Here is a 21,029-nt window from a genome sequence, read left to right on the forward strand (position 1 = left end):
TCGCGCGGCACAGCCGGACGGCATCGCCGCGTTTGTTCACAAGCCCGCCGCCCTCACGTATCATCCTGCCCCTAAGTGACGGTGACGGGAACGTGGTGCGATGCCACGGCTGCCCCCGCAACTGTAAGCGATGAGCCGGCGCCACGATGCCACTGGAGCAATCCGGGAAGGCGGCGTCAGGCGGTGAAGCGCGAGCCAGGAGACCGGCCGTCACCGATGTCGACACAGGCAGAAGCCGGGCGGGGTGCACCGGGGGAATGCAGGAACCGCCTTGGGCAGTTCGTGCCCTCGCCTGTGGCGACGTAACCAGCTCGAGGGCAATCAACAACATGACGTCGCATCATCCCAGCCGGCCAGGCGGCCGTAGCCGCCTCGTCGGCATACTGGCGTTCCTCTTCATCGCCAACCTGCTCGCCTGGGCGTGGGCGTTTTCCGCCTTCTCGGCGCAGCCGGCACTGCTCGGCACCGCGCTCCTGGCCTACCTGTTCGGCCTGCGCCACGCTGTCGATCCCGACCATATCGCTGCCATCGACAACGTGGTGCGCAAGCTGATGCAGGAAGGCAAGCAGCCCTACGCGGCGGGGTTTTTCTTCTCGATCGGCCATTCCGCGCTGATCGTGCTGGCGGTCGCCATCATCGTCACCACCACGGAAGCCTTGCAAAGCCGCTTCGCCGCCTTCAAGACCCTCGGCGGCCTCGTCTCGACCAGCATTTCGGCCTTCTTCCTGCTGGCCATCGCCCTCACCAACCTGATGATCCTCAAGGGCGTCTGGCGCAACTTCCAGCGCGTGAAGCGCGGCGAGGACGTCAGCGCCGAAGAGATGAACCTGCTGCTGTCGGGACAGGGCCTGCTCGCCCGGCTGTTCCGGCCGCTGTTCCGGCTGGTGACGAAGAGCTGGCACATGTTCCCGATCGGCTTTCTGTTCGGCCTGGGCTTCGACACCGCCACTGAGATCGGCCTGTTTTCCGTTTCCGCCTCCCATGCCTCGGCGGGGACGTCGCTGTGGAACGTCATGGTGTTCCCGGTGCTGTTCACCGCCGGCATGGCGCTGGTGGACACCCTGGACAGCATGCTGATGGTGGGCGCTTACGGCTGGGCCTTCGTCAATCCGCTGCGCAAGCTCTGGTACAACCTCACCATCACCACGATCTCGGTGCTGGTCGCCTTCGGCATCGGCGGCATCGAGGCGCTGGGCCTCCTGGCCAGCCAGCTGCAACTGACCGGCGCGTTCTGGGACGGCGTCGCCCTGCTGAACGAGAGCCTGGCCCATTTCGGCTACCTGGTGATCGGCATCTTCATCGCCAGCTGGGCCGTTTCGGCCGGCATCTACCGGTGGCGCGGCTACGAAGTGCGCTACGGCAAGGCACAGGACAGTCTATGAGAACCCATTACAAACACGTGCTGATGTGCACCGGTCCGCGCTGCACCGAGAACGGCGTCGAGGCCGAGGCCATGTTCAAGGCGCTGGGCCAGACCATCGACGCCTGCGAGGGCTTGCGCGTCAAACGTACCCGCACCCATTGCTTCGCGGTGTGCAAGGAAGGCCCGATCGTCGCCGTGTATCCGGACGGCGTGTGGTACCGCAAAGTCGACGCGGCGGCGGTCCAGCGCATCGTGCACGAGCACCTGGCGGGCGGCTGCCCGGTCGAGGAACTGGTGTTCCACCGCCTGGGCATCGGCGACATCGAACAAGGAGAGCAGCCATGAGCGCCCCCAACCGCGGCGGCATCGTGCTGCTGACCCACGCCGGCACCGACCTCACCGCGCTGCACCGCGCCGAGACCGAGCTGCCCGAGGGCTTCGTGCCGGTGGCCGGTGTCAACCTGCAAACCGTCGACAGCGCCGAGCGCATGGCCGCGCTGCTGGCGGGCACCATTGCCGATACCCGCATCCTGGTGGTGCGGGTGCTGGGCCGCGCCCAGACCATCCCCGGCTTCGAAGAACTGCTGAAGGACGCGAAAGCCCACGAGCGCGCGCTGATCGTGGTGAGCGGCACCGGCGAGCCGGACCCCGAACTCGCCGCCCTGTCCTCGGTGCCGCCGGCGCTGCAGCACGAGGTCACCGCCTACCTGCAGGCGGGCGGCAGCGGCAACATGGCGCAGTTGCTGCGCTGCCTGTCCGACCGCCTCCTGATGAGCGGCTTCGGCTACCAGCCGCCCACCCCGCTGCCCGAGCACGGCATCTACCACCCGGAGCTGTCGGGGCTCGCCACGCTGGACGACTGGGCGGCGATCCGCCAGCCGGACTGGCCGACGGTCGGCATCACCTTCTACCGCGCGCACTGGATGAGCGGCAACACCCGCTTCATCGACCTGCTGGTCGACATGTTGGCCGAACGCCGGCTCAACGCCCTGCCGGTCTATACCGCCTCGCTGCGCACGCTCGACGAGACCGGCATGCCGGCGGCGCTGCAGTTTTTTTGGGAACCTCGTCCATCCGTCGCGAGCGAGTCGAGTGCAAGGCGCCCGGAGCACAGCGACCGAGATAGTACAAACGGTACAGCGAGGGAGCGAGCACCGCGCAACGCAGCAATCGACTCGCGCAGCAGGATGGCCGGGGTTCCCGCGATCGATGTGCTGATCAACACCACGTCGTTCGCCATGGGCGACGTCAACGCCGACGGCCCGACCGCCGCCGGCTGGTCGGTGGCGGCGTTCGAGCGGCTCGACATCCCGGTGATCCAGGCCATCACCAGCAGCATGACCCAACAGCAGTGGGACGCCTCCGAGCGGGGGCTCAACCCGCTCGACACCGCGATGAACGTGGCGCTGCCGGAGTTCGACGGCCGCATCGTCAGCGTACCGATGTCGTTCAAGCACGACGAGGACGAGACCCACTACGCACCGCTGGCGGACCGGGTGCGCCGCGTCGCCGGCATCGCCGCGCGTCAGGTGGCGCTGCGCCGCATTCCGGCTGAACAGAAGCGCATCGCCTTCATCTTCACCAATTCCAACAGCAAGGCTTCGCAGATCGGCAACGCCGTCGGCCTCGATTCGCCGGCCTCGCTGTTCACCCTGCTGCACGCCATGCGCGAGCAGGGCTACCATCTGCCCGGCCTGCCGGAATCGAGCGACGCGCTGATCCACGAGCTGATCGACCGCGGCGCCTACGACGAGGACTACCTGACGGCGGATCAATTAAGCAAAGCCATCGCCAGCGTGCCGGCAGCGCGCTACGCCGAGTGGTTCGGTCAGTTGCCCGACCTGCTGCAGCAGAAGATGCTGGAACGCTGGGGCGAGGCGCCCGGCAGCGCCTACGTGCACGAGGGCAAACTGGTGTTCGCCGGGCTGGAGTTCGGCAACGCCTTCGTCGCTCTGCAGCCGCCGCGCGGCTACGGCATGGACCCGGACGCGATCTACCACACTCCGGACCTGCCGCCGACCCACCACTATTACGCGCTGTATTGCTGGCTGCGCGACGACTGGAAAGCCGACGCCATCGTCCACGTCGGCAAGCACGGCACGCTGGAATGGCTGCCGGGCAAGGGCGTGGGCGTGTCGGAACACTGCTTCCCGGACGCGCTCTTGGGCGATCTGCCGATGTTCTACCCGTTCATCCTGAACGACCCGGGCGAGGGTTCGCAGGCCAAGCGCCGCGCCCACTCGGTGATCATCGACCACCTCACGCCACCGATGACCACCGCCGACACCTATGGGCCTTTGGCGCAGCTCACGCAACTGGTGGACGAGTACTACCAGGTGGAGATGCTCGACCCGGCCAAGCTGCCGTTGCTGCAGCAGCAGATCTGGGACCTGATCAAGGAAGCCAAGCTCGATAGCGATCTGGCGGCGATGCTGGGCCACGACCACGATCACGGGCATGACCACGAGCATCATGATCACCACCATCACGGTCACGAGCACGGTCATCACGAACATGATCATGACCAGCATGAGCATACTCACCCGCACGCAGCAGCGACACCAGCCAGCAAGTACCGGATGCAGCCGGCCAAGCCCGCCCTGAAGCAGACAAGCGCGGCGGCCAGCGTCGGCGGCAAGTACCGTCCGACGACCGCCAAGCCGCACAGCCACGGACACGACCACCACCACGGTCATGGCCATGACCATCATCACCATAGCCATCATGATCACGATCATCACGACCATGACCACCACCACGAGTGGGACGCCACGCTGAACGAGGACGGCGTGCCGCTGACCCTGGCCAAGATGGAAGGCGTGGACGTTGCCCACCTGATCGAGGACATCGACGGCTACTTGTGCGAACTGGGCGCGGCGCAGATTCGCGACGGCCTGCACATCCTCGGCAAGGTGCCGCAGGGCGAGGCGCTGGTGGACATGGTGTGCGCGCTGGTGCGCCTGCCCAACCTCGCCATCCCCAGCCTGCCGGCGAGCGTCGCCGCGGCGCTGGGCATGAACTGGAATGGGCTGCAGGACGACAAGGGCAAGCGGCTGGAAAATGTCCCGCCGCGGCTGCAGGCGCTGGCCGGCACGCCGCTGGTGACGCGTGCCGACGCACTCGACGCGGTCAATGCGCTGGGCCGCCGCCCGGTGGCCACGTTGGCCGAACACGGCTTCGACGCGAGCGTGATCGACGCAACGTTGGCCGAAGCGCTGCCCGGCAGCGCCGACACCGGCGCGATCAAGACCACCCTCGCCTTCGTCTGCCGCGAGCTGGTGCCCAACCCGGCACGCACCACGGAAGAGATCGCCAACTTGCTGCACGGCCTCGCCGGCGGCTACGTGCCGGCGGGCCCCAGCGGCGCGCCGACCCGTGGCATGGCGCACGTGCTGCCCACCGGCCGCAACTTCTACTCGGTCGACCCGCGCAGCCTGCCCTCGCAAGCCGCCTGGCGCATCGGCACCGAGCTGGCGAACGAAGTGCTGGCGCGCCACCGCAAGGAAACCGGCCACCTGCCGGAGACAGTCAGCATCAGCGTGTGGGGCACCAGCGCGATGCGTACCCACGGCGACGACATCGCCGAAATCCTGGCACTCTTGGGCGTGCGTCCGCGCTGGCAGGCCGAGAGCCGCCGCATCACCGGCATCGAGGTGATCCCGCTGGCCGAACTGGGCCGCCCGCGCATCGACGTCACCGTGCGCATCAGCGGCTTCTTCCGCGACGCCTTCCCGCACCTGATCCACCTCGTCGACGAGGCGGTGCACACCGTGGCGCGGCTGGATGAACCGGTCGAGCAGAACTTCGTGCGCAAGCACTACCTCGCCGACCTGGGCCACGATCTGTTCCAAGGGCTGCCGACCGAGGCCGCGAGCCAACGCGCGCTCTACCGCGTGTTCGGCTCCAAGCCCGGCACCTACGGCGCTGGCATCCTGCCGCTGATCAACGAGCAGAACTGGGAAACCGACGCCGATTTCGCCACCGCCTACATCAACTGGGGCGGCTACGCCTACGGCCAGCGCGACAACGGCACCGACGCGCGCGCCGATTTCCGCCATCGGCTGTCCGGCGTCGAAGTCGCGCTGCACAACCAGGACAACCGCGAACACGACATCTTCGACAGCGACGACTACCTGCAGTACCACGGCGGCATGATCGCCACCATCCGCAGCCTCACCGGCCGCCAGCCGCGCCACTACTTCGGCGACAGCCACAACCCGGACAACCCGGCAGTGCGAGGGCTGAAGGAGGAGGTGCTGCGCGTGTTCCGCTCGCGCGTAGCCAACCCGAAATGGATCGCCAGCATCCAGAAACACGGTTATAAAGGCGGGCTGGAGCTGACCGCCACGGTCGATTACCTGTTCGGCTACGACGCCACCGCGCACGTGGTGGACGATTGGGTGTACGAGCAGTTGGCCGAAACCTACGCGCTGGATCAGCAGATGCAGGACTTCTTCGCCGAGAGCAACCCGTGGGCGCTCAACGCCATCACCGAACGCCTCTTGGAAGCGGCCCAGCGCCGGCTGTGGGAAGAGCCGAACCCGGACACGCTCGCCGCGCTGCGCGACCTGCACCTGCAAAGCGAGGCGATGCTGGAAGAACGCGGGGAGAACCCGAAACGATGAAACACCACTACCCCTTCGTCGCCATCGTCGGCCAGGAGCAGCTCAAGCGCGCGCTGTTGCTGTGCGCGGTCGACCCCAGCATGGGCGGCGTGCTGATCCGCGGCGACAAGGGCACCGCCAAGAGCACCGCCGCGCGCGGCCTGGCCGAGGTGCTGCCGCCGATCGCGCGCACCGCCGGCTGCGGCTTCAACTGCGCGCCGGACGCGCCGCTGGCCGAGTGCCCGACCTGCCAGGACCCGGACACGTCGGCGGAAGCCGCCCCGGTGCCCTTCATCAACCTGCCGCTGGGCGCCACCGAAGACCGCGTGCTGGGCAGCCTGGACTTCGAGAAGGCGCTCAAGCACGGCCAGCAGGCGTTCAAGCCGGGCCTGCTGGCGGCGGCGCATCGCGGCCTGCTCTACATCGACGAAATCAACCTGCTCGCCGACCACCTGGTCGACGTGCTGCTCGACGTCGCCGCCATGGGCGTCAACACCGTGCAGCGCGAAGGCCTGTCGGTGAGCCACCCGGCGCGCATCACGCTGTTGGGCACGATGAACCAGGAGGAAGGCGAGCTGCGTCCGCAGTTACTCGACCGCTTCGGCATGATGGTGGACGTGAGCGCGCCGCGCGACGCCGCCACCCGCGCCGAGGTGGTACGCCGCCGCCTGGCGTTCGAGGCCGATCCGGCGGGCTTCGCCCGGCGCTGGGCCGACGACACCGCCGCGCTGTGCCAGACCCTGCACGCCGCGCAGGCCGGGCTTGCCGACGTGGTCATGCCCGATTCGCTGTTCGACTTCATCAGCCAGCTGTGCTGCGAGTTCGAGGTCGCCAGCCTGCGCGCCGACATCGTGATGCACAAGGCGGCACGGGCGCTGGCCGCGCTCGACGGCCGGCGCGAGGTGACGGCGGAAGACGTGCGCGACGCCGCCGAGCTGGTGCTGCCGCACCGCCGCCGCAAGAAACCGTTCGAGCAATCCGGCCTGGACCGCGACAAGCTCGACGAGCTGACGCGGCAGGCGTCCGAACCGCCGCCCCCGCCGCCGGCATCGCAGCCGCCCTCGGGCCAGGACAGCGCGGATAATCGCGGCGGCGAGTCCGAACCGGACAATGCCGAACCGTCGAGCAACGACACCGACGACAATACCCAGCCGGGCAGCGCCGCCGAGCAGCTGTTCGCCGCCGCCGCCCCCGCCGGCGTCGGCCGCATCGAGGTAGCCGCCTTGCACGCATCCGAGGCCAGCGGACGGCGCAGCAGCAGCGAAGGCACGCGCCACGGCCACACCCTGCGCGCCGTGCCGAGCGAGGCGCCGAGCCAGCTCGCGCTGGACGCCACCCTCAAGAGCGCGCTGCTGCGCAACCCGAACGATTTCAGCGTCACCCGCGCCGACCTGCACGACAAGGTGCGCGTCGGCAAGCAGGCCAACCTGATCCTGCTGGTGGTCGATGCCTCCGGCTCGATGGCGGCCAAGCGCCGCATGGAAGCGGTCAAGGGCTGCGTGCTGGGCCTGCTGCAAGACGCCTACCAGCGCCGCGACCAAGTGGCGGTGATCGCCTTTCGTGGCAACGCCGCCGAGCTGGTGCTGCCGCCGACGCGCCAGATCGACCAGGCCGAACGCGCCCTGTCCGAGCTGCCCACCGGCGGGCGCACGCCGTTGGCGCACGCCTTGCAGCTCACCGCCGAGACGCTGGCGCGGCACGCCCGCGCGGACAATCTGACGCCGCTGTTGGTGGTACTCTCCGACGGCCGCGCCAACATCGCGCTCGACACGCGCCAGGACCCGTGGCGCGAGGCGCTGGGGTTGGCCGAAGCGCTGGCCGCCCAGGGCACGCCGGCGCTGGTGCTCGACACCGAGGAAGGCTATGTGCGCCTGGGCCGTGCGCGCGAACTCGCCACGGCACTGCAGGGCGAATACCTGCCGCTGGACACGCTGTCGGCGGAAAGCCTGACGTTGACGATACGGCAGCGGCTGGGCTGAAGGCCACAACGACGAATCACAACGGCGGGGGCGCCGACCCGGCCCGCCCGCCACGGAATACCAAGGAAAGACCGACATGATTATCTGCATCGGCGCCGGACCCGGCGACATCGGCTACCTGCCGCAACGCTCGGCGCAACTGATCCGCGAGGCCGACGTGGTCGCCGGCTTCAACGCCGTGGTCGACGTGGTGCGCCCGCTGATCCCGGACACCGCCGAGGTGATCCAGATGGGCTACCGCGACCAGGTCGCGCAGCTCGACATCGTCGCTGAGCGTCACCACGCCGGCAAGAAGTGCGTGGTGGTGTTCATGGGTGACATCCACTTCAGCGGCTTCCAGTACCTGGAGCGCGTCGAGCGCGCCTGCGGCCACCCGATCGAAACCATCCCCGGCATCTCGTCGGCACAGATCCTGGCCTCGCGCGCCAAGGTGTGCTTCGACGAAACCAGCTTCATCACCTTCCACCGCCGCGGCGACCTGACCCCGTTCAAGCGCCATCTGGTGCACGCGCTGCAGGACCAGCGCAACGCCATCGTCATCCCCTGCCCGTGGGACGAGGCGCGCTCCTTCATGCCCTGGCACATCGCCGCCTACCTGCTGGAAAACGGCATTCCGCCCGAGCACCCGGTGGAAGTGTGGGAAAACCTCACCCGCGGCGACGCCGAATGGCACGGCACCCTGGCCGAGTGCGTCGACCAGCGCTTCTCCGACATGAGCATCATGCTGATCCGCACCCTTGCCCCGATGGACAGCCAGATCGAGCCGAGCCACAAATGAGCACCCACGATTACGCCATCGTGCTGGCGGGCCACGGCAGCCGCGACCCGGACGGGATCAACGAGTTCATGGCGCTGGTCGAACTGCTGCGCGAGCGCGCTGGCGGCCGCACCGTCGAGCATGGCTTCCTGGAATTCGCCACGCCGACCATCGATGAAGCCGTAGCCTCGGTGATCGAAGCCGGCGCCAAGAAAGTGGTGATGGTGCCGGGCGTGCTGCTCGCCGCCACCCACGCCAAGAACGACATGCCGAGCGAGCTCTTGGCCTTGCAGCGCGCCCATCCCGACACCGAGTTCCACTTCGGCGCGGCGATGGACCTGCATCCGAAGCTGCTGCAACTGTGCCGCGAGCGCATCATCGAGGCCGAAGGTCAATCCACGCAGACCGTGTCGCGCGCCGACACCTGTCTGGTCGTGGTCGGGCGCGGCACCACGGACCCGGACGCCAACTCCGAGATTTCCAAGCTCACGCGCATGCTGGAAGAAGGCCTGGGCTTCGGCACTTCCTTCGTCTGCTATTCCGGCACTGCCAAGCCGCTGGTGGCCGACGGCCTGCGCGCCGCGGCCCTGCTGGGTTACAAGCGCATCGTGGTGCTGCCCTACTTCCTGTTCGACGGCGTGCTGGTCAAGCGCATCTACGCCGCCGCGGACGACCTGGCGGAGCGCCACCCCGAGCTGGAGGTGCTCAAGGCCGATTACCTCGGCGTGCACCCGCACGTGGCCGACGTGTTCCTCGAGCGCGCCCAGGAAGGCGTCGAGGGCCGCGCCACCATGAACTGCGCGCTGTGCAAGTACCGCGTGCAGATCGTCGGCTTCGAAGAACAGGTCGGCACGCCGCAGCAGGGCCACCACGGTCTGGTGCGCGGGCTGCTCGGCCGTACCGACGCCGCGCCAGCGCCGATCGACAACTGGCCGCCCTACGTGCCGCACCCGATCGAAGCCGAGAGCATGCGCATCATCCAGGCCGGCTACGACTGGTCGACCATCCCGGCCGAACTGCACACCGTGCTGCAGCGCCTGGTGCACACCTCCGGCGATTTCAGCAGCGTGGACGACATGGTTTTCTCGCCCGGCTCCACCGAGATCGGCCTGCGCGCCCTGCTGCGCTGCCGCCGCGTGGTGACCGACGTCACCATGGTGCAGACCGGCCTCAAGCGCGCGGTGCTGGATCAGCTCGGCGTCGAGACCTGGTGCGGCGTGCACGACGAAGAGACTCACCTGCTCGCCAAGACCCACGGCATCACCCGCTCCGCCGCCGGCATCCGCCGCGCCTGGCAGAAGTTTGGCAACGACGTGATCGTCGCCATCGGCGATGCACCGACCGCGATCATGGAAGTGGTGCGGCTGGTGCGCGAGCACGGCTGGCGCCCGCAACTGGTGGTCGGCCTGCCGGTGGGCTTCGTTGGCACGCGCGAGTGCAAGGAAGAACTGGCCCGCCTGCTGCAGGTGCCGCGCATCACCAACCGCGGCACGCGCGGCGGCTCGCCGTGGGCGGCCACCGTGGTCAACGCGCTGATGATCTCGGCCATCGAGCACGTCGGGCGCCAGAACCAGGAACAGCAAGCACAGCAATGAGCACCCGCCGCCCCTACGACCTCGCCACCCCCGCCCCCAACGGCCTGCGCCGCGGCCGCACCACCGGCAGCTGCGCCACCGCCGCGGCGAAGGCGGCGCTGACGCTGTTGCTGCGCGGCGAGGCGGTGCGCGAAGTCGAGGTGAGCCTGCCGGACCCGGACTACTACCCGGTGGTGCCGGTGGAAAAGGTGGAACGGCTGACGAGCGGCGCGGTGCGCGCCGAGGTGCTGAAGTACGGCGGCGACGACCCGGACAACACCGATGGCGCGACCATTTTCGCCGAGGTGTCGGTGAACGACACCGGCACGCTGCGCTTCATCGCCGCGCCCGGCGTCGGCACCGTCACCCAGCCGGGGCTGCGCATCCCGCCCGGCGAGCCGGCGATCAACCCGGTACCGCGCCAGATGATGCAGTGGGCGGTGGACGAGGTGCTGGCGGGTGCGGCCAACCCCGGCTTCGACCTCGCCATCGGCTGTGTCGACGGCGACAAGATCGCCAAGCGCACCTTCAACCCGATGCTCGGCATCCTCGGCGGCATCTCCATCCTCGGCACCAGCGGCATCGTCGAGCCGATGTCGCTGGCGGCGTGGATGGCCTCGATCGAGGTCTACATCCGCGTGGCGCTGGGCCATGGCCCCGACGCCATCGCCTTCACCCCGGGCAAGATCGGACGCGGCTACGCCGCCGACACGCTGGGGCTGGAAAAGAAGGAAGTGGTGCAGATCGCCAACTTCGTCGGCGTCTCGCTCGACTACGCCCAGCAAACGCTGGAAGAACAACAGGCGCGGCTTGGCACGCTGTGGGTGCTGGGCCACCCCGGCAAGATCGCCAAGCTGCTCGACGGCGTGTGGGACACCCATTCCAGCAAGAGCGGCATGGCGATGGGTTCGGTCGCCGCCGTGGCCGCCGAGATGGGCTTTTCGGCCAACCTCGTCGCTCAGATTGAGAAAGCCAATACCGTGGAAAACGTAGTGCAACTAGTAAAAGAACACGCCGACGCGCGCGGCTACTGGATGGAAATCGAGCGCCGCGTGGCCGCGCTGATGGCGCCCAAGGTGCCCAGCGTCGAGCGCGTGGCGGTGCGCCTGTTCAGCATGGACGGCACGCCGCTCGGCGCAGCCGCCTGTGACGCCTCGGGAGAAGCGGCATGAGCGCGCTCGGACACTTCACCGGCGTCGGCGTCGGGCCGGGACCGGCCGGGCTGATCCCGGTGGCGGCGCTGGAAGCCCTCAAGCAGGCCGACCTGATCTACCTGCCGCGCGCGCGCGGCAGCGAGGTTTCCGTCGCGCGCCAGTGCCTGGCGGGTCTGGCGATTCCGGACGAGAAATTCCGCGAGATCGAGTTCCAGATGGACCCGGACCGCAGCGTGCTCTCCAGCCACTACGGCGAGTTGGCCGAAGCAGTGGCCGAGGAACTCTCCGCCGGGCGCCACGTTGCCTACCTCACCATCGGCGACTCGATGACCTACTCCACCTACGGCTATTTGCTGGCGGCCTTGCGTGACAAGCTGCCCGGGCTCACGCACACCACCTTCCCCGGTGTCACCAGCTTCGCCGCCACCGCCTCGGCGCTGTCCTGGCCGCTGGGCGAAGGCAAGGAGCGGATTCTGATCCTGCCCTGCCCGGACGACATGGCCGAACTGCGCGCCGACATCGACAGCCACGACATCGTGGTGCTGATGAAGATCGGCGCGCGACTGCCGGACGTGCTGAGTCTGTTGAACGAGATGGACATCGCCCGCCACTGCGCCTTCGCGCGCCGCATCGGCCTGCCCGGCGAAGTGCTGTGCGACGACGTTTCCACCCTGACCGCGGACGCGAGCGGCTACCTCGCCACCATGCTGATCCGCAAAACCGCCCGCGAGAAACGCCACCCATGAAAGTCTATTTCATCGGCGCCGGCCCCGGCGCCGCCGACCTGATCACGCTGCGGGGCAGCCGCCTGTTGGGCGCCGTGTCCATGGTGCTGTATGCCGGCTCCCTGGTGCCGGCCGAGATGCTGCAGCACTGCCGCGCCGACGCCGAAATCTTCGACACCGCCGAACTCTCGCTCGACCAGCAGGAGGCGCTGTACCGCCGCGCCCTGGCCGAGGACAAGGACGTGGTGCGGCTGCACTCCGGCGACCCGGCCATCTACGGCGCCACCGCCGAACAGATGCGCCGGCTGGAAGCGCTCGGCATCGCATACGAGATCGTGCCCGGCGTGTCGTCGTTCACCGCCGCCGCCGCCGCGCTCGGCAGCGAGCTGACGCGCCCGGCCGTGTCGCAGTCGATCATTCTGACCCGCGTCTCCGGCCGCGCCTCGGCGGTGCCGGAGCTGGAGTCAATCGCCCGCTTCGCCGAACACCAGGCGACCATGTGCATCTTCCTGTCCGGCCAACGGCTGAAGCACACCATCGCCGACCTCTTGCTGCACTACCCAGCCGACACCCCGGTGGCGCTGGTACGACGCGCCAGCTGGCCCGACCAGGCCATCCACCGCAGCACGCTCGCCAAGCTGATGTCCGAGGTCAAGCAGAAGGACTGGCTGCTGACCACGCTGCTGCTGGTCGGCGCGGCACTGTCGCGGGAAGGCGGGGTCGAATCCAGCCTGTACGCGGCCGGCTTCACGCACATCTTCCGCGACGGCACCGACCGCAAGACGCCGCGCCCGAGCAAGCGCAAGGCGAAGGACGCGGTGTGAGCGAGACCGCCATCTGGCTGGTGCGCGCGGACGCACTGCCCTTGGGCCAAAGGTTGGCCGATACGCTGGGCGCGACGCTGTACCGGCCGTGGCTGGCCCCCGACGACAGCCCGCGCGAGCAGTTCCGCCGCGCCTTCCACCAGCACCGGCGCTGGGTGGCGGTGATGGCGAGCGGCATCGCGGTGCGCTATCTCGACGGCCTGCCCGCGAGCAAGTACACCGACCCGGCGCTGGTGGTGCTGGACGAGGCGGCGCGCTTCGCCATCCCGCTGTTGTCCGGCCACGAGGGCGGCGCCAACGCGCTCGCCTACGAGGTGGCACGACTGACGGGAGCGATTCCGGCCGTCACCACCGCCACCGAGGCGCTGAAGCCGCTGACGCTCGGCATCGGCTGCCGGCGCGGCAAGTCGGCGGACGAGATCGAACGCGCGGTGTTGGCCGCGCTGGGCGGGCGCACCTTGGCCGAAGTGCGCGAGGTCGCCACCATCGACATCAAGGCCGACGAGGCCGGGCTGCTGGAATTTTGTACCCGCCACGCGCTGCCGCTGCGCGTGATCGCCCAGCCCGACGTCGCCGCGCGCGCCTGGGTGGGCCAGCCGTCCGACTGGGTGCAGCAGAACGTCGGCGTGGCCGGCGTGTGCGAACCCTGCGCGCTGATCGCGAGCCCGCGCGGACGGCTGATCGTGCCCAAGACCGCACTGGACGGTGTCACCGTCGCCGTGGTCGAAGACCGCCCTACCGAATTACCCGCATGACGCCACGGCGTCATGACCGAACAGACATACGGAAAGCATTAATGAACGGCAAACTCTATCTGGTCTCCGTCGGCCCCGGCACCGCCGAGCTGATCCCGCCGATGGTGAAGGACGCCCTCGCCGCGAGCGAGGTGATCGTGTCCTACGACCTCTACCTCACCTGGATTCAGCCGTGGATTGCCGGCAAGGACATCCGCACCCTGCCGCTGACCCAGGAGCGCGAACGCGCCCGCCTGGCGCTGGAACAGGCACGCGCCGGCAAGACCGTGGCGCTGATTTCCAGCGGCGACATCGGCATCTACGCCATGGCGACGCTGGCCTACGAGGACATGCTGGAAACCGACAGCTTCGACGTGCAGCTGATCCCCGGCATCACCTCGGCCAACGCCTGCGCGTCGCTCTTGGGCGCGCCGCTGTCGCACGACTTCGCCACGCTGAGCCTGTCGGACCTGCTGTGCCCGTGGGAGTGGATCGAGAAGCGCGCGCGCCACATCGCCGAGGCCGACCTCGCCGCGGTGTTCTACAACGTGCAGAGCAAACAGCGCCAGGAAGGCGTCTACCGCATCCTCGACATCATGCTCGAACACAAGCGCCCCGAGACGCTGTGCGGTATCGTGCACAACGCCTATCGCGAGGGCCAGACGGTCGAGGTGGTGACCCTGGCCGAGCTGCGCACGCGCCGCTTCAACATGCTGACCTCGATCGTCATCGGCAACCGCTTCACCAAGCGCAAGCGCAACTGGATCTTCTCGCCGCGCGGCTACGGCAACTGGGACGACACCCCGGACACGGTGAAGGCCGACGCGCTGCCCGAGGGCGCGGTGTGGGTGTTCTCCGGCACCAGCGACGGCAACGCCCTGGCGCGCGAGATCGCCGCGACCGGCCAAGAAGTCGTCGTGTCGAGCGCCACCGACTACGGCGCCGAGCTGGTGGCGCAGAACTGCCCCGGCCTCACCGCAGTCGCCGGCCGCCTCGGCGTTGAGCGCCGCCGCGAGCTGCTGCGCGAAACCGGCGCCCGCGCCATCGTCGATGCCACGCACCCGTTCGCCAGCGACATGTCGCAGCAACTGATCGCGCTCGCCGCCGAGCTGGCGCTGCCCTATCTGCGCTACGAGCGCCCGGGTGCTGCCATCGCCCATGACACGACGGCACACCGCGCCGCCACCATGGACGACGCCGCGCGACTGGCGATGCAACTCGGCCAGCGCATCTTCCTCGCCACCGGCAGCAAGGACCTGGTGCGCTTCGTCAAGGCAGAGGGCGCGGTGGAGCGCCAATGGTTCGTGCGCCTGGCGCCGGACCCGCAGCACCTGCAACGCGCCATCGACGCCGGTATCCCGCGTGCCCATCTGGTCGCCATGCAAGGCCCGTTCTCGCAGGCTGCCAACGAAGCGCTGTGGCGCGACTGGGGCATCGACTGCGTGGTGACCAAGGATTCGGGCGACGCCGGCGGCTACCGGGCCAAGGCGGACGCTGCCGCTGCACTGAATATTCCGCTGATCGTGGTTGACCGTCCCCGTGTCGACTACCCGGCGTTGGCGTCCGACTTCGCCGCCGTGCTCGCCGCCCTGCAGGAGCTGCCGGCATGAGCGGGCCCCGCATTCCCGTTACCGTCGTCACCGGCTTTCTCGGCGCCGGCAAAACCACGCTGCTGTCGAATCTGATTCGTGACAGCAAACAGCGGCGCCTCGCCATCCTGGTCAACGAGTTCGGCGAGGTGTCGATCGACGGCGCGCTGCTGCGCGGCGAAGACGGCAAAGTGGAAATCCACGACCTGTCGAACGGCCTGGTCGCCTATGATGACGACGAGGACTTCCTGCCCACCATGCTGGCGCTGTGGCAGCGCCGCAGCGTCATCGACCACGTGCTGATCGAGACCTCGGGCCTGGCCCTGCCTTCCGCCGTCATGGAACGTTTGCAGGGCGAGGCGTTGGCGCCCTATTTCGTGCTCGACGCCACGCTGGCGGTGGTCGACACCCCGCTGCTGCTGGACGGCGGCTTCGGCCAACCTTCGGACACCGAACAGGCCGCGGACGCCTCGGTCGCCGAGCTGTTCGAGATGCAGCTCGCCAACGCCGACATCGTGGTGTTGAACAAGATCGACGCGCTCGATGACGAGGCGCTACTGGCGGCGGAAACCCGCGTGCGCGCCCTGGCGCCGTCGATCCGCTTCATCGAGCTCGCCTACGACGCCAAGCTCGACACGCGGCTGACGCTGGGCCTGCACCTGCACGAACCGGCCAACACCGCGCACCGCCATTACGGCCCGGTGGCGACCATGCCGGGGCTCGCCATGCGCCCGCTGGCCAACCAGGGCCTGCTCGACGGCCACAGCCACAGCGGGCTCGGCGCGCACAGCCACGGCCTGACCACGCACAAGCACTTCCACGAGCAGGACCCGGGCTGGCAGTCGTTCATGATCCGCAGCAAGGAAGCGCAGGACGCCGCGACGCTGCGCGAAGCCGTCGCCGCCATCGCCCGCAGCGAGCCGCTGTTGCGCATCAAGGGCTTTGCCCCGCCGCAAGACGGCGCCGGCCGGCTGCTGGTGCAGGGCGTGCGCAGCCGCATCGAACTCAGCCACGAGCCGGACGCGACGCCGGCGAAACAGGCGCAACTGGTGTTCATCGGCTACCACCCGAGCCGGCCGCGCATCGTGGAGCTGTTATGCGAGCTGACGGGTACAGTGTGGCGTTGAGGTACTGCCAGCAAACAGAGAAAACACCAAAACAGGCGTTGTACCCGCACGGCGGGCGTTGTTTTAGGGCCGGTTCCGCCCGGCAAACGGGTCTATTTCTTTTGCTTCGCCAAAAGAAATAGACGAAAGAAAAGGCGACCCGACGCGCCGCGAAATCCCGACAAAAAAGCTTCGTGCGAGGCACCGCCGAACTCGCCATTTGCTAGCGTCAAATGGCTCAAACAGGCGGCGGCTTAAAACCTCGCCCAAAGCTTTTTTACCGGCGCGGCCCAACGGGAGATGGGCGCCACACAACGTCGGCTATGCAAGCAGCGTATAACAGCTAAGGAAGAATCCCTCATGAAAACCGACCCGACCTCCCACCAGCGCATGACCGAGCGGCGCAAGGCCGGCTTCGAAAAGAAGAAGGCCGCCGCCACCAAGGAAAAGGGGCTGTTGATCGTCCACACCGGCACAGGCAAGGGCAAGAGTAGCGCCGCCTTCGGCATGGGTCTGCGCGTGGTCGGCCACGGCATGCGTCTCGGGGTGGTGCAGTTCATCAAAGGCGCGCTGCACACCGCCGAGCGTGACCTGCTTGGCAGCTTCGACAACTGCGACTTCCTCACCATGGGCGAGGGCTACACCTGGAACACCCAGAACCGCGACGCCGACATCGCCACCGCCCGCAAGGGCTGGGACGAGGCGCGGCACATGATCGAGAGCGGCGAATACGACATGGTGATCCTCGACGAGCTCAACGTGGTGCTGAAGTACGAGTACCTGCCGCTCGACGAAGTGCTGGCGGTGTTCGCCGCGCGCTCGCCCGACCTGCACGTGGTGGTCACCGGCCGCCACGCGCCCGAAGCGCTGATCGAGGCGGCGGATTTGGTCACCGAGATGAAGCTGGTCAAGCACCCCTACCGCGAACAGGGCATCAAGGCGCAGCAGGGCGTCGAGTTTTAAACCATGCCCCACAAGCCGAAAGCCCGCTCCTGCCCGGCGCTGTTCCTCACCGCCCCGGCCTCGCACCAGGGCAAGACCACGCTCACCGCCGGCCTCGCGCGCTACCACCGCGACCAGGGTCGTAAGGTTCGCGTGTTCAAGACCGGGCCGGATTTTCTCGACCCCTACATCCTCGAGCGCGCCTCGGGCCATCCGGTGCATTCGCTCGACCTATGGATGACCGGCGAGGCCGACTGCCGCCGGCGCCTGTACGATGCGGCGAGTGATGCCGACCTGATCCTGATCGAAGGCAGCATGGGGCTGTTCGACGGCACGCCGTCGAGCGCCGATCTGGCGCAAACCTTCGGCGTGCCGGTGCTGGCGGTGATCGACGCCACCGGCATGGCGCAGACCTTCGCCGCCGTCGCGCACGGCCTTGCCAGCTTCCGTCCCGGCCTGCCGTTTTACGGCGTGCTGGCCAACCGCGTCGCCAGCGCGCGCCACGCCGAGATGCTGCTGCAGACGCTGCCGCCCGGCCTGCGCTGTTTCGGCACGGTGATGCGCGAAGACGCCATGAGCCTGCCGGAGCGCCACCTCGGCCTGGTGCAAGCACAGGAGATCGACGACCTGGAAGCGCGCCTGCAAAGCGCCGCCGCGCAGACCGCGGCCACCGACCTGACCGCGCTGCCGCCGCCGGTCACCTTTCGGCCAACGTTGGCCGAAGCCGTCCCCAAGCTGCTGGCGGGCGCCACCATCGCCATCGCGCGCGACCAGGCCTTCTCCTTCATCTACCCGGCCAATCTGGAACTGCTCGAAACGCTCGGCGCCGAGCTCGCGTTCTTCTCGCCGCTGGCCGACGACGCTCTGCCGGAGGCCGACGCCGTCTACCTGCCGGGCGGCTACCCGGAACTGCACCTCGCCATGCTTTCGGCCAACCTTCGGACCGCAACCGGTTTGCGAGACCACGTCGCCGCCGGCAAACCGCTCTACGCCGAGTGCGGCGGCATGCTCTACCTGCTCGACGCTCTCACCGACAAACAGGGCCAGACCGGCAACCTGCTCGGCCTTCTGCCCGGCCACGCCACGCTGGGCCGGCGCCTCGCCGGGCTCGGCTTGCAGTCGGTCGAGCTGGAGGGCGAAACCCTGCGCGGCCACACCTTCCACTACTCTAGCCTGACCACGCCGCTCGCCCCGCTCACCCATGCCCGACGCGCCAGCGGCACGGCACCGGGCGAAGCGGTGTATCGCCACGGCAGCATCGTGGCGAGCTATCTGCACACCTATTTCCCGTCCAACCCCATCGCCACCGCCCGATTGTTCAGAGGGGGTCCCTAAAACCTGCTGCGCGCTCCGATTGCTGCGTTGCACGGTTGGCGTGCGAGTTGCTCAGCAACTCGCCCAGCCACAGGCTCCATTGCTGTACAACCTGTACTATCTCGGTCGCTGCGCGCCGTGCGCCTTGCACTCGGCTCGCTCGCGACGGTTTTCAAGGCCCCCTATACCATGAATCGATACAGTGACACCGAAATCGCCGCCGTCTACCGCGCCATCCGCGAACGGCGCGACATGCGCCACTTCCGCCCCGACCCGGTCGACCCCGAAGTCCTCGCCCGCCTGCTGCAAGCCGCGCATCTCGCGCCGAGCGTCGGCTTCATGCAGCCGTGGCGCTTCATCCGCATCAGTGACGCGCAACTGCGCCGCGACATGCATGCCCTGGTCGAAGCCGAACGGGTGCGCACCGCCGAAGCGCTCGGCGAGCGCCAGGACGAATTCATGCGCCTCAAGGTGGAAGGCATCCTCGATTGCGGCGAAGTGCTGGTGGCGGCGCTGATGGACGGGCGCGAACGCCACGTGTTCGGCCGGCGCACGCTGCCGGAGATGGACCTCGCCTCGGTCGCCTGCGCCATCCAGAACCTGTGGCTCGCCGCCCGTGCCGAAGGCCTCGGCCTGGGCTGGGTCTCGCTGTTCGACCCGACCGCGCTGGGCGAACTGCTGCAACTGCCGCCGGGAGCCAAGGCCGTGGCCATTCTCTGCCTGGGCCACGTCGACGCCTTCTACGAAAAACCGATGCTGGAACAGGAACACTGGGCCAGCCGCCGGCCGCTGGAAGAACTGGTGTTCGAGAATGGCTGGGACCACAAGGCCGTGAGCACATAAATCCGACGCCGCCTTTTCCCTACATCCCCAAGTGGTCCAGGCCTGCCGTGGGGTCACCCCTAACGCGCAGGCCAAAGTCATCCCACGCAAAAAGACCCGAACCGAAATCCAGGTCTGTTGCTCGACTTGCGCGCCTACCCTTCCTGCTCGACAAAGTCCATCTCCGGCGGGTCGCGCTGGAACATGCCGGTCAGGTAGGCCAGATAACCGATTCCACTACACAGCCACACCAGCCCCAGAATGATCGCGCGGCGATCGAGGTTCGAGAGCAACCACAGGTCGGCCAGCACCCCGCACAGCGGAAAGGCGAAATACAGCACGAAATCACGCGGGGAACGGCGCCCTTGGCCGAGGTAGTAGTGAAAGATCACCGACAGATTGACGAAGGTGAATGCCAGAAACGCGCCGAAGTTGATAAACGAGGTCGAGGTCGTGACGTCCATCTTGAGCGCCAACAGCGCCACCGCGCCGCACACCAACATATTGTTGATCGGCGTCTGGAAGCGCTCGCTCAGTTGCCCGAACAGCTTCGGCAGCACCTCATCGCGCCCCATTGCGTACAGCAGTCGTGAGGCGCTGGCCTGAGCCGACAGGCCGGAGGCGAATTGGCCGATGATCAGCCCGATCAGGAAGATCGACACGAACACGTCGCCGCCGATGTTCTTGGCGATCTCGAATGCCGCCGCGTCGACGTTGGCGAACTGCGTACCCGGATGGGCTATCTGCACGAAGTAGGCCGCCACGATGAAGATACCTCCGCCGAGCAGCGTGATCAGCAGGATGGCGCGCGGAATGGTGCGGCGCGGGTCGCGGGTTTCTTCGGTTAGCGTGGTGACGGCGTCGAAGCCCAGGAACGAATAGCACGCGATCGCCGCGCCGGCCATTATCATCGGCTGTTGCAGGTCCGGCCGGTAGAACGGCTCCAGGCTCCAGAACGGCTTGCTCGCATCGCCGCCGACGTAATGGATGCACAAGGCCACAAACGCCAGCAGCACCAGAAACTGCACCAGCATCATCAGGTAATTGATGGTATTGGCCAGTTTGATCCCTACGATATTGATCAGCGTGGTCACGCCGATGAAGGCGACGATCCACACGGGCATCGGCACCGCCGGAAACGCCGATGCCAGGTAGGAGGCACCGATCAGCCAGATCACCATCGGCAGGAACAGATAATCGAGCAATACCGCCCAGCCGACCAGAAAGCCGAGCTTGGAACTGATCGACTTGCGGGTGTAGGTGTAGGCGGAGCCGGCGGTCGGATAGGCGGCGGCCATCCGACCGTAGCTGTAAGCGGTAAACAGCATGGCGATCAGCGCCACCACGTAGGCGGCCGGCACCATACCACCGGTCTGCTGCGCCAGAATGCCGAAGGTGCCGAGCACGATGATCGGCGTCATGTAGGCAAGCCCGAACAGCACCACCGAGCTGAGCGTGAGGGTTCGGGTCAAATGCGTTTGCTTCATGATTACATCCTCTATTTCTTGGGCAACCCGGCTTCTGAGGCGGGTTTGCGTTGAT

Annotated in this window: 16 protein-coding genes and 1 riboswitch; of the genes, 15 read left to right on the plus strand and 1 reads right to left on the minus strand. The window is 67.8% G+C overall.

Annotation, left to right across the window (positions count from 1 at the left end; genetic code table 11):
* Positions 1 to 62: 62 nt before the first annotated feature.
* A riboswitch (cobalamin riboswitch) is annotated at positions 63 to 226 on the plus strand.
* A gap of 103 nt (positions 227 to 329) precedes the next feature.
* From ABKF58_RS16750 to bluB, 15 genes are all read left to right on the plus strand, one after another.
* Positions 330 to 1,382 carry a HoxN/HupN/NixA family nickel/cobalt transporter gene (locus tag ABKF58_RS16750; protein WP_482582163.1) on the plus strand — a complete coding sequence of 351 codons (1,053 nt, stop codon included), beginning with the start codon at positions 330 to 332 and terminating at the stop codon, positions 1,380 to 1,382.
* Positions 1,379 to 1,708: a (2Fe-2S) ferredoxin domain-containing protein gene (locus ABKF58_RS16755; RefSeq protein WP_008954039.1), complete on the plus strand. Its 330-nt coding sequence runs from the start codon at positions 1,379 to 1,381 to the stop codon at positions 1,706 to 1,708. Before ABKF58_RS16750 ends, ABKF58_RS16755 begins: the two co-directional genes overlap by 4 nt.
* Complete coding sequence (locus tag ABKF58_RS16760) at positions 1,705 to 5,988, plus strand: cobaltochelatase subunit CobN (RefSeq protein ID WP_482582165.1); 4,284 nt, start codon at positions 1,705 to 1,707, stop codon at positions 5,986 to 5,988. Before ABKF58_RS16755 ends, ABKF58_RS16760 begins: the two co-directional genes overlap by 4 nt.
* The gene (locus tag ABKF58_RS16765; protein WP_482582167.1) at positions 5,985 to 7,946 is read left to right on the plus strand and encodes a putative cobaltochelatase; all 1,962 of its coding nucleotides are present in this window, start codon (positions 5,985 to 5,987) and stop codon (positions 7,944 to 7,946) included. The genes ABKF58_RS16760 and ABKF58_RS16765 overlap by 4 nt, the downstream gene beginning before the upstream one ends.
* Positions 7,947 to 8,022: 76 nt before the next feature.
* On the plus strand, positions 8,023 to 8,724 hold the full coding sequence (locus tag ABKF58_RS16770) for a cobalt-precorrin-7 (C(5))-methyltransferase (protein ID WP_014086994.1): 702 nt from the start codon (positions 8,023 to 8,025) through the stop codon (positions 8,722 to 8,724).
* Positions 8,721 to 10,298: a precorrin-8X methylmutase gene (locus ABKF58_RS16775; RefSeq protein WP_482582169.1), complete on the plus strand. Its 1,578-nt coding sequence runs from the start codon at positions 8,721 to 8,723 to the stop codon at positions 10,296 to 10,298. The genes ABKF58_RS16770 and ABKF58_RS16775 overlap by 4 nt, the downstream gene beginning before the upstream one ends.
* On the plus strand, positions 10,295 to 11,449 hold the full coding sequence (gene cbiD, locus ABKF58_RS16780) for a cobalt-precorrin-5B (C(1))-methyltransferase CbiD (RefSeq protein WP_482582171.1): 1,155 nt from the start codon (positions 10,295 to 10,297) through the stop codon (positions 11,447 to 11,449). Before ABKF58_RS16775 ends, cbiD begins: the two co-directional genes overlap by 4 nt.
* Positions 11,446 to 12,177 carry a precorrin-2 C(20)-methyltransferase gene (gene cobI / locus ABKF58_RS16785; RefSeq protein WP_482582173.1) on the plus strand — a complete coding sequence of 244 codons (732 nt, stop codon included), beginning with the start codon at positions 11,446 to 11,448 and terminating at the stop codon, positions 12,175 to 12,177. Before cbiD ends, cobI begins: the two co-directional genes overlap by 4 nt.
* On the plus strand, positions 12,174 to 12,980 hold the full coding sequence (gene cobM, locus ABKF58_RS16790) for a precorrin-4 C(11)-methyltransferase (RefSeq protein WP_482582174.1): 807 nt from the start codon (positions 12,174 to 12,176) through the stop codon (positions 12,978 to 12,980). Before cobI ends, cobM begins: the two co-directional genes overlap by 4 nt.
* Positions 12,977 to 13,735, plus strand: a complete 759-nt coding sequence (locus ABKF58_RS16795; RefSeq protein ID WP_482582176.1) for a cobalamin biosynthesis protein — start codon at positions 12,977 to 12,979, stop codon at positions 13,733 to 13,735. The genes cobM and ABKF58_RS16795 overlap by 4 nt, the downstream gene beginning before the upstream one ends.
* Positions 13,736 to 13,776: 41 nt before the next feature.
* On the plus strand, positions 13,777 to 15,324 hold the full coding sequence (cobJ, locus tag ABKF58_RS16800; RefSeq protein WP_482582181.1) for a precorrin-3B C(17)-methyltransferase: 1,548 nt from the start codon (positions 13,777 to 13,779) through the stop codon (positions 15,322 to 15,324).
* The gene (locus ABKF58_RS16805; protein WP_482582185.1) at positions 15,321 to 16,430 is read left to right on the plus strand and encodes a CobW family GTP-binding protein; all 1,110 of its coding nucleotides are present in this window, start codon (positions 15,321 to 15,323) and stop codon (positions 16,428 to 16,430) included. The genes cobJ and ABKF58_RS16805 overlap by 4 nt, the downstream gene beginning before the upstream one ends.
* 339 nt (positions 16,431 to 16,769) lie before the next feature.
* A complete protein-coding gene (gene cobO / locus ABKF58_RS16810; RefSeq protein WP_482582187.1) occupies positions 16,770 to 17,372 on the plus strand; it encodes a cob(I)yrinic acid a,c-diamide adenosyltransferase in 603 nt (200 codons plus the stop codon).
* 3 nt (positions 17,373 to 17,375) lie between these two features.
* A complete protein-coding gene (locus tag ABKF58_RS16815) occupies positions 17,376 to 18,686 on the plus strand; it encodes a cobyrinic acid a,c-diamide synthase CobB (protein WP_482582189.1) in 1,311 nt (436 codons plus the stop codon).
* 168 nt (positions 18,687 to 18,854) lie between these two features.
* Entirely contained in the window at positions 18,855 to 19,508 is a 654-nt protein-coding gene (bluB, locus tag ABKF58_RS16820; RefSeq protein WP_482582190.1) for a 5,6-dimethylbenzimidazole synthase, read from the plus strand.
* 134 nt (positions 19,509 to 19,642) lie between these two features.
* On the opposite strand, the gene ABKF58_RS16825 is transcribed toward bluB, so the two are convergent.
* Positions 19,643 to 20,974, minus strand: a complete 1,332-nt coding sequence (locus tag ABKF58_RS16825) for an APC family permease (protein ID WP_014086983.1) — start codon at positions 20,972 to 20,974, stop codon at positions 19,643 to 19,645.
* Positions 20,975 to 21,029 lie beyond the last annotated feature (55 nt).

It is taken from the genome of Pseudogulbenkiania sp. AW2-16 (assembly GCF_056824575.1).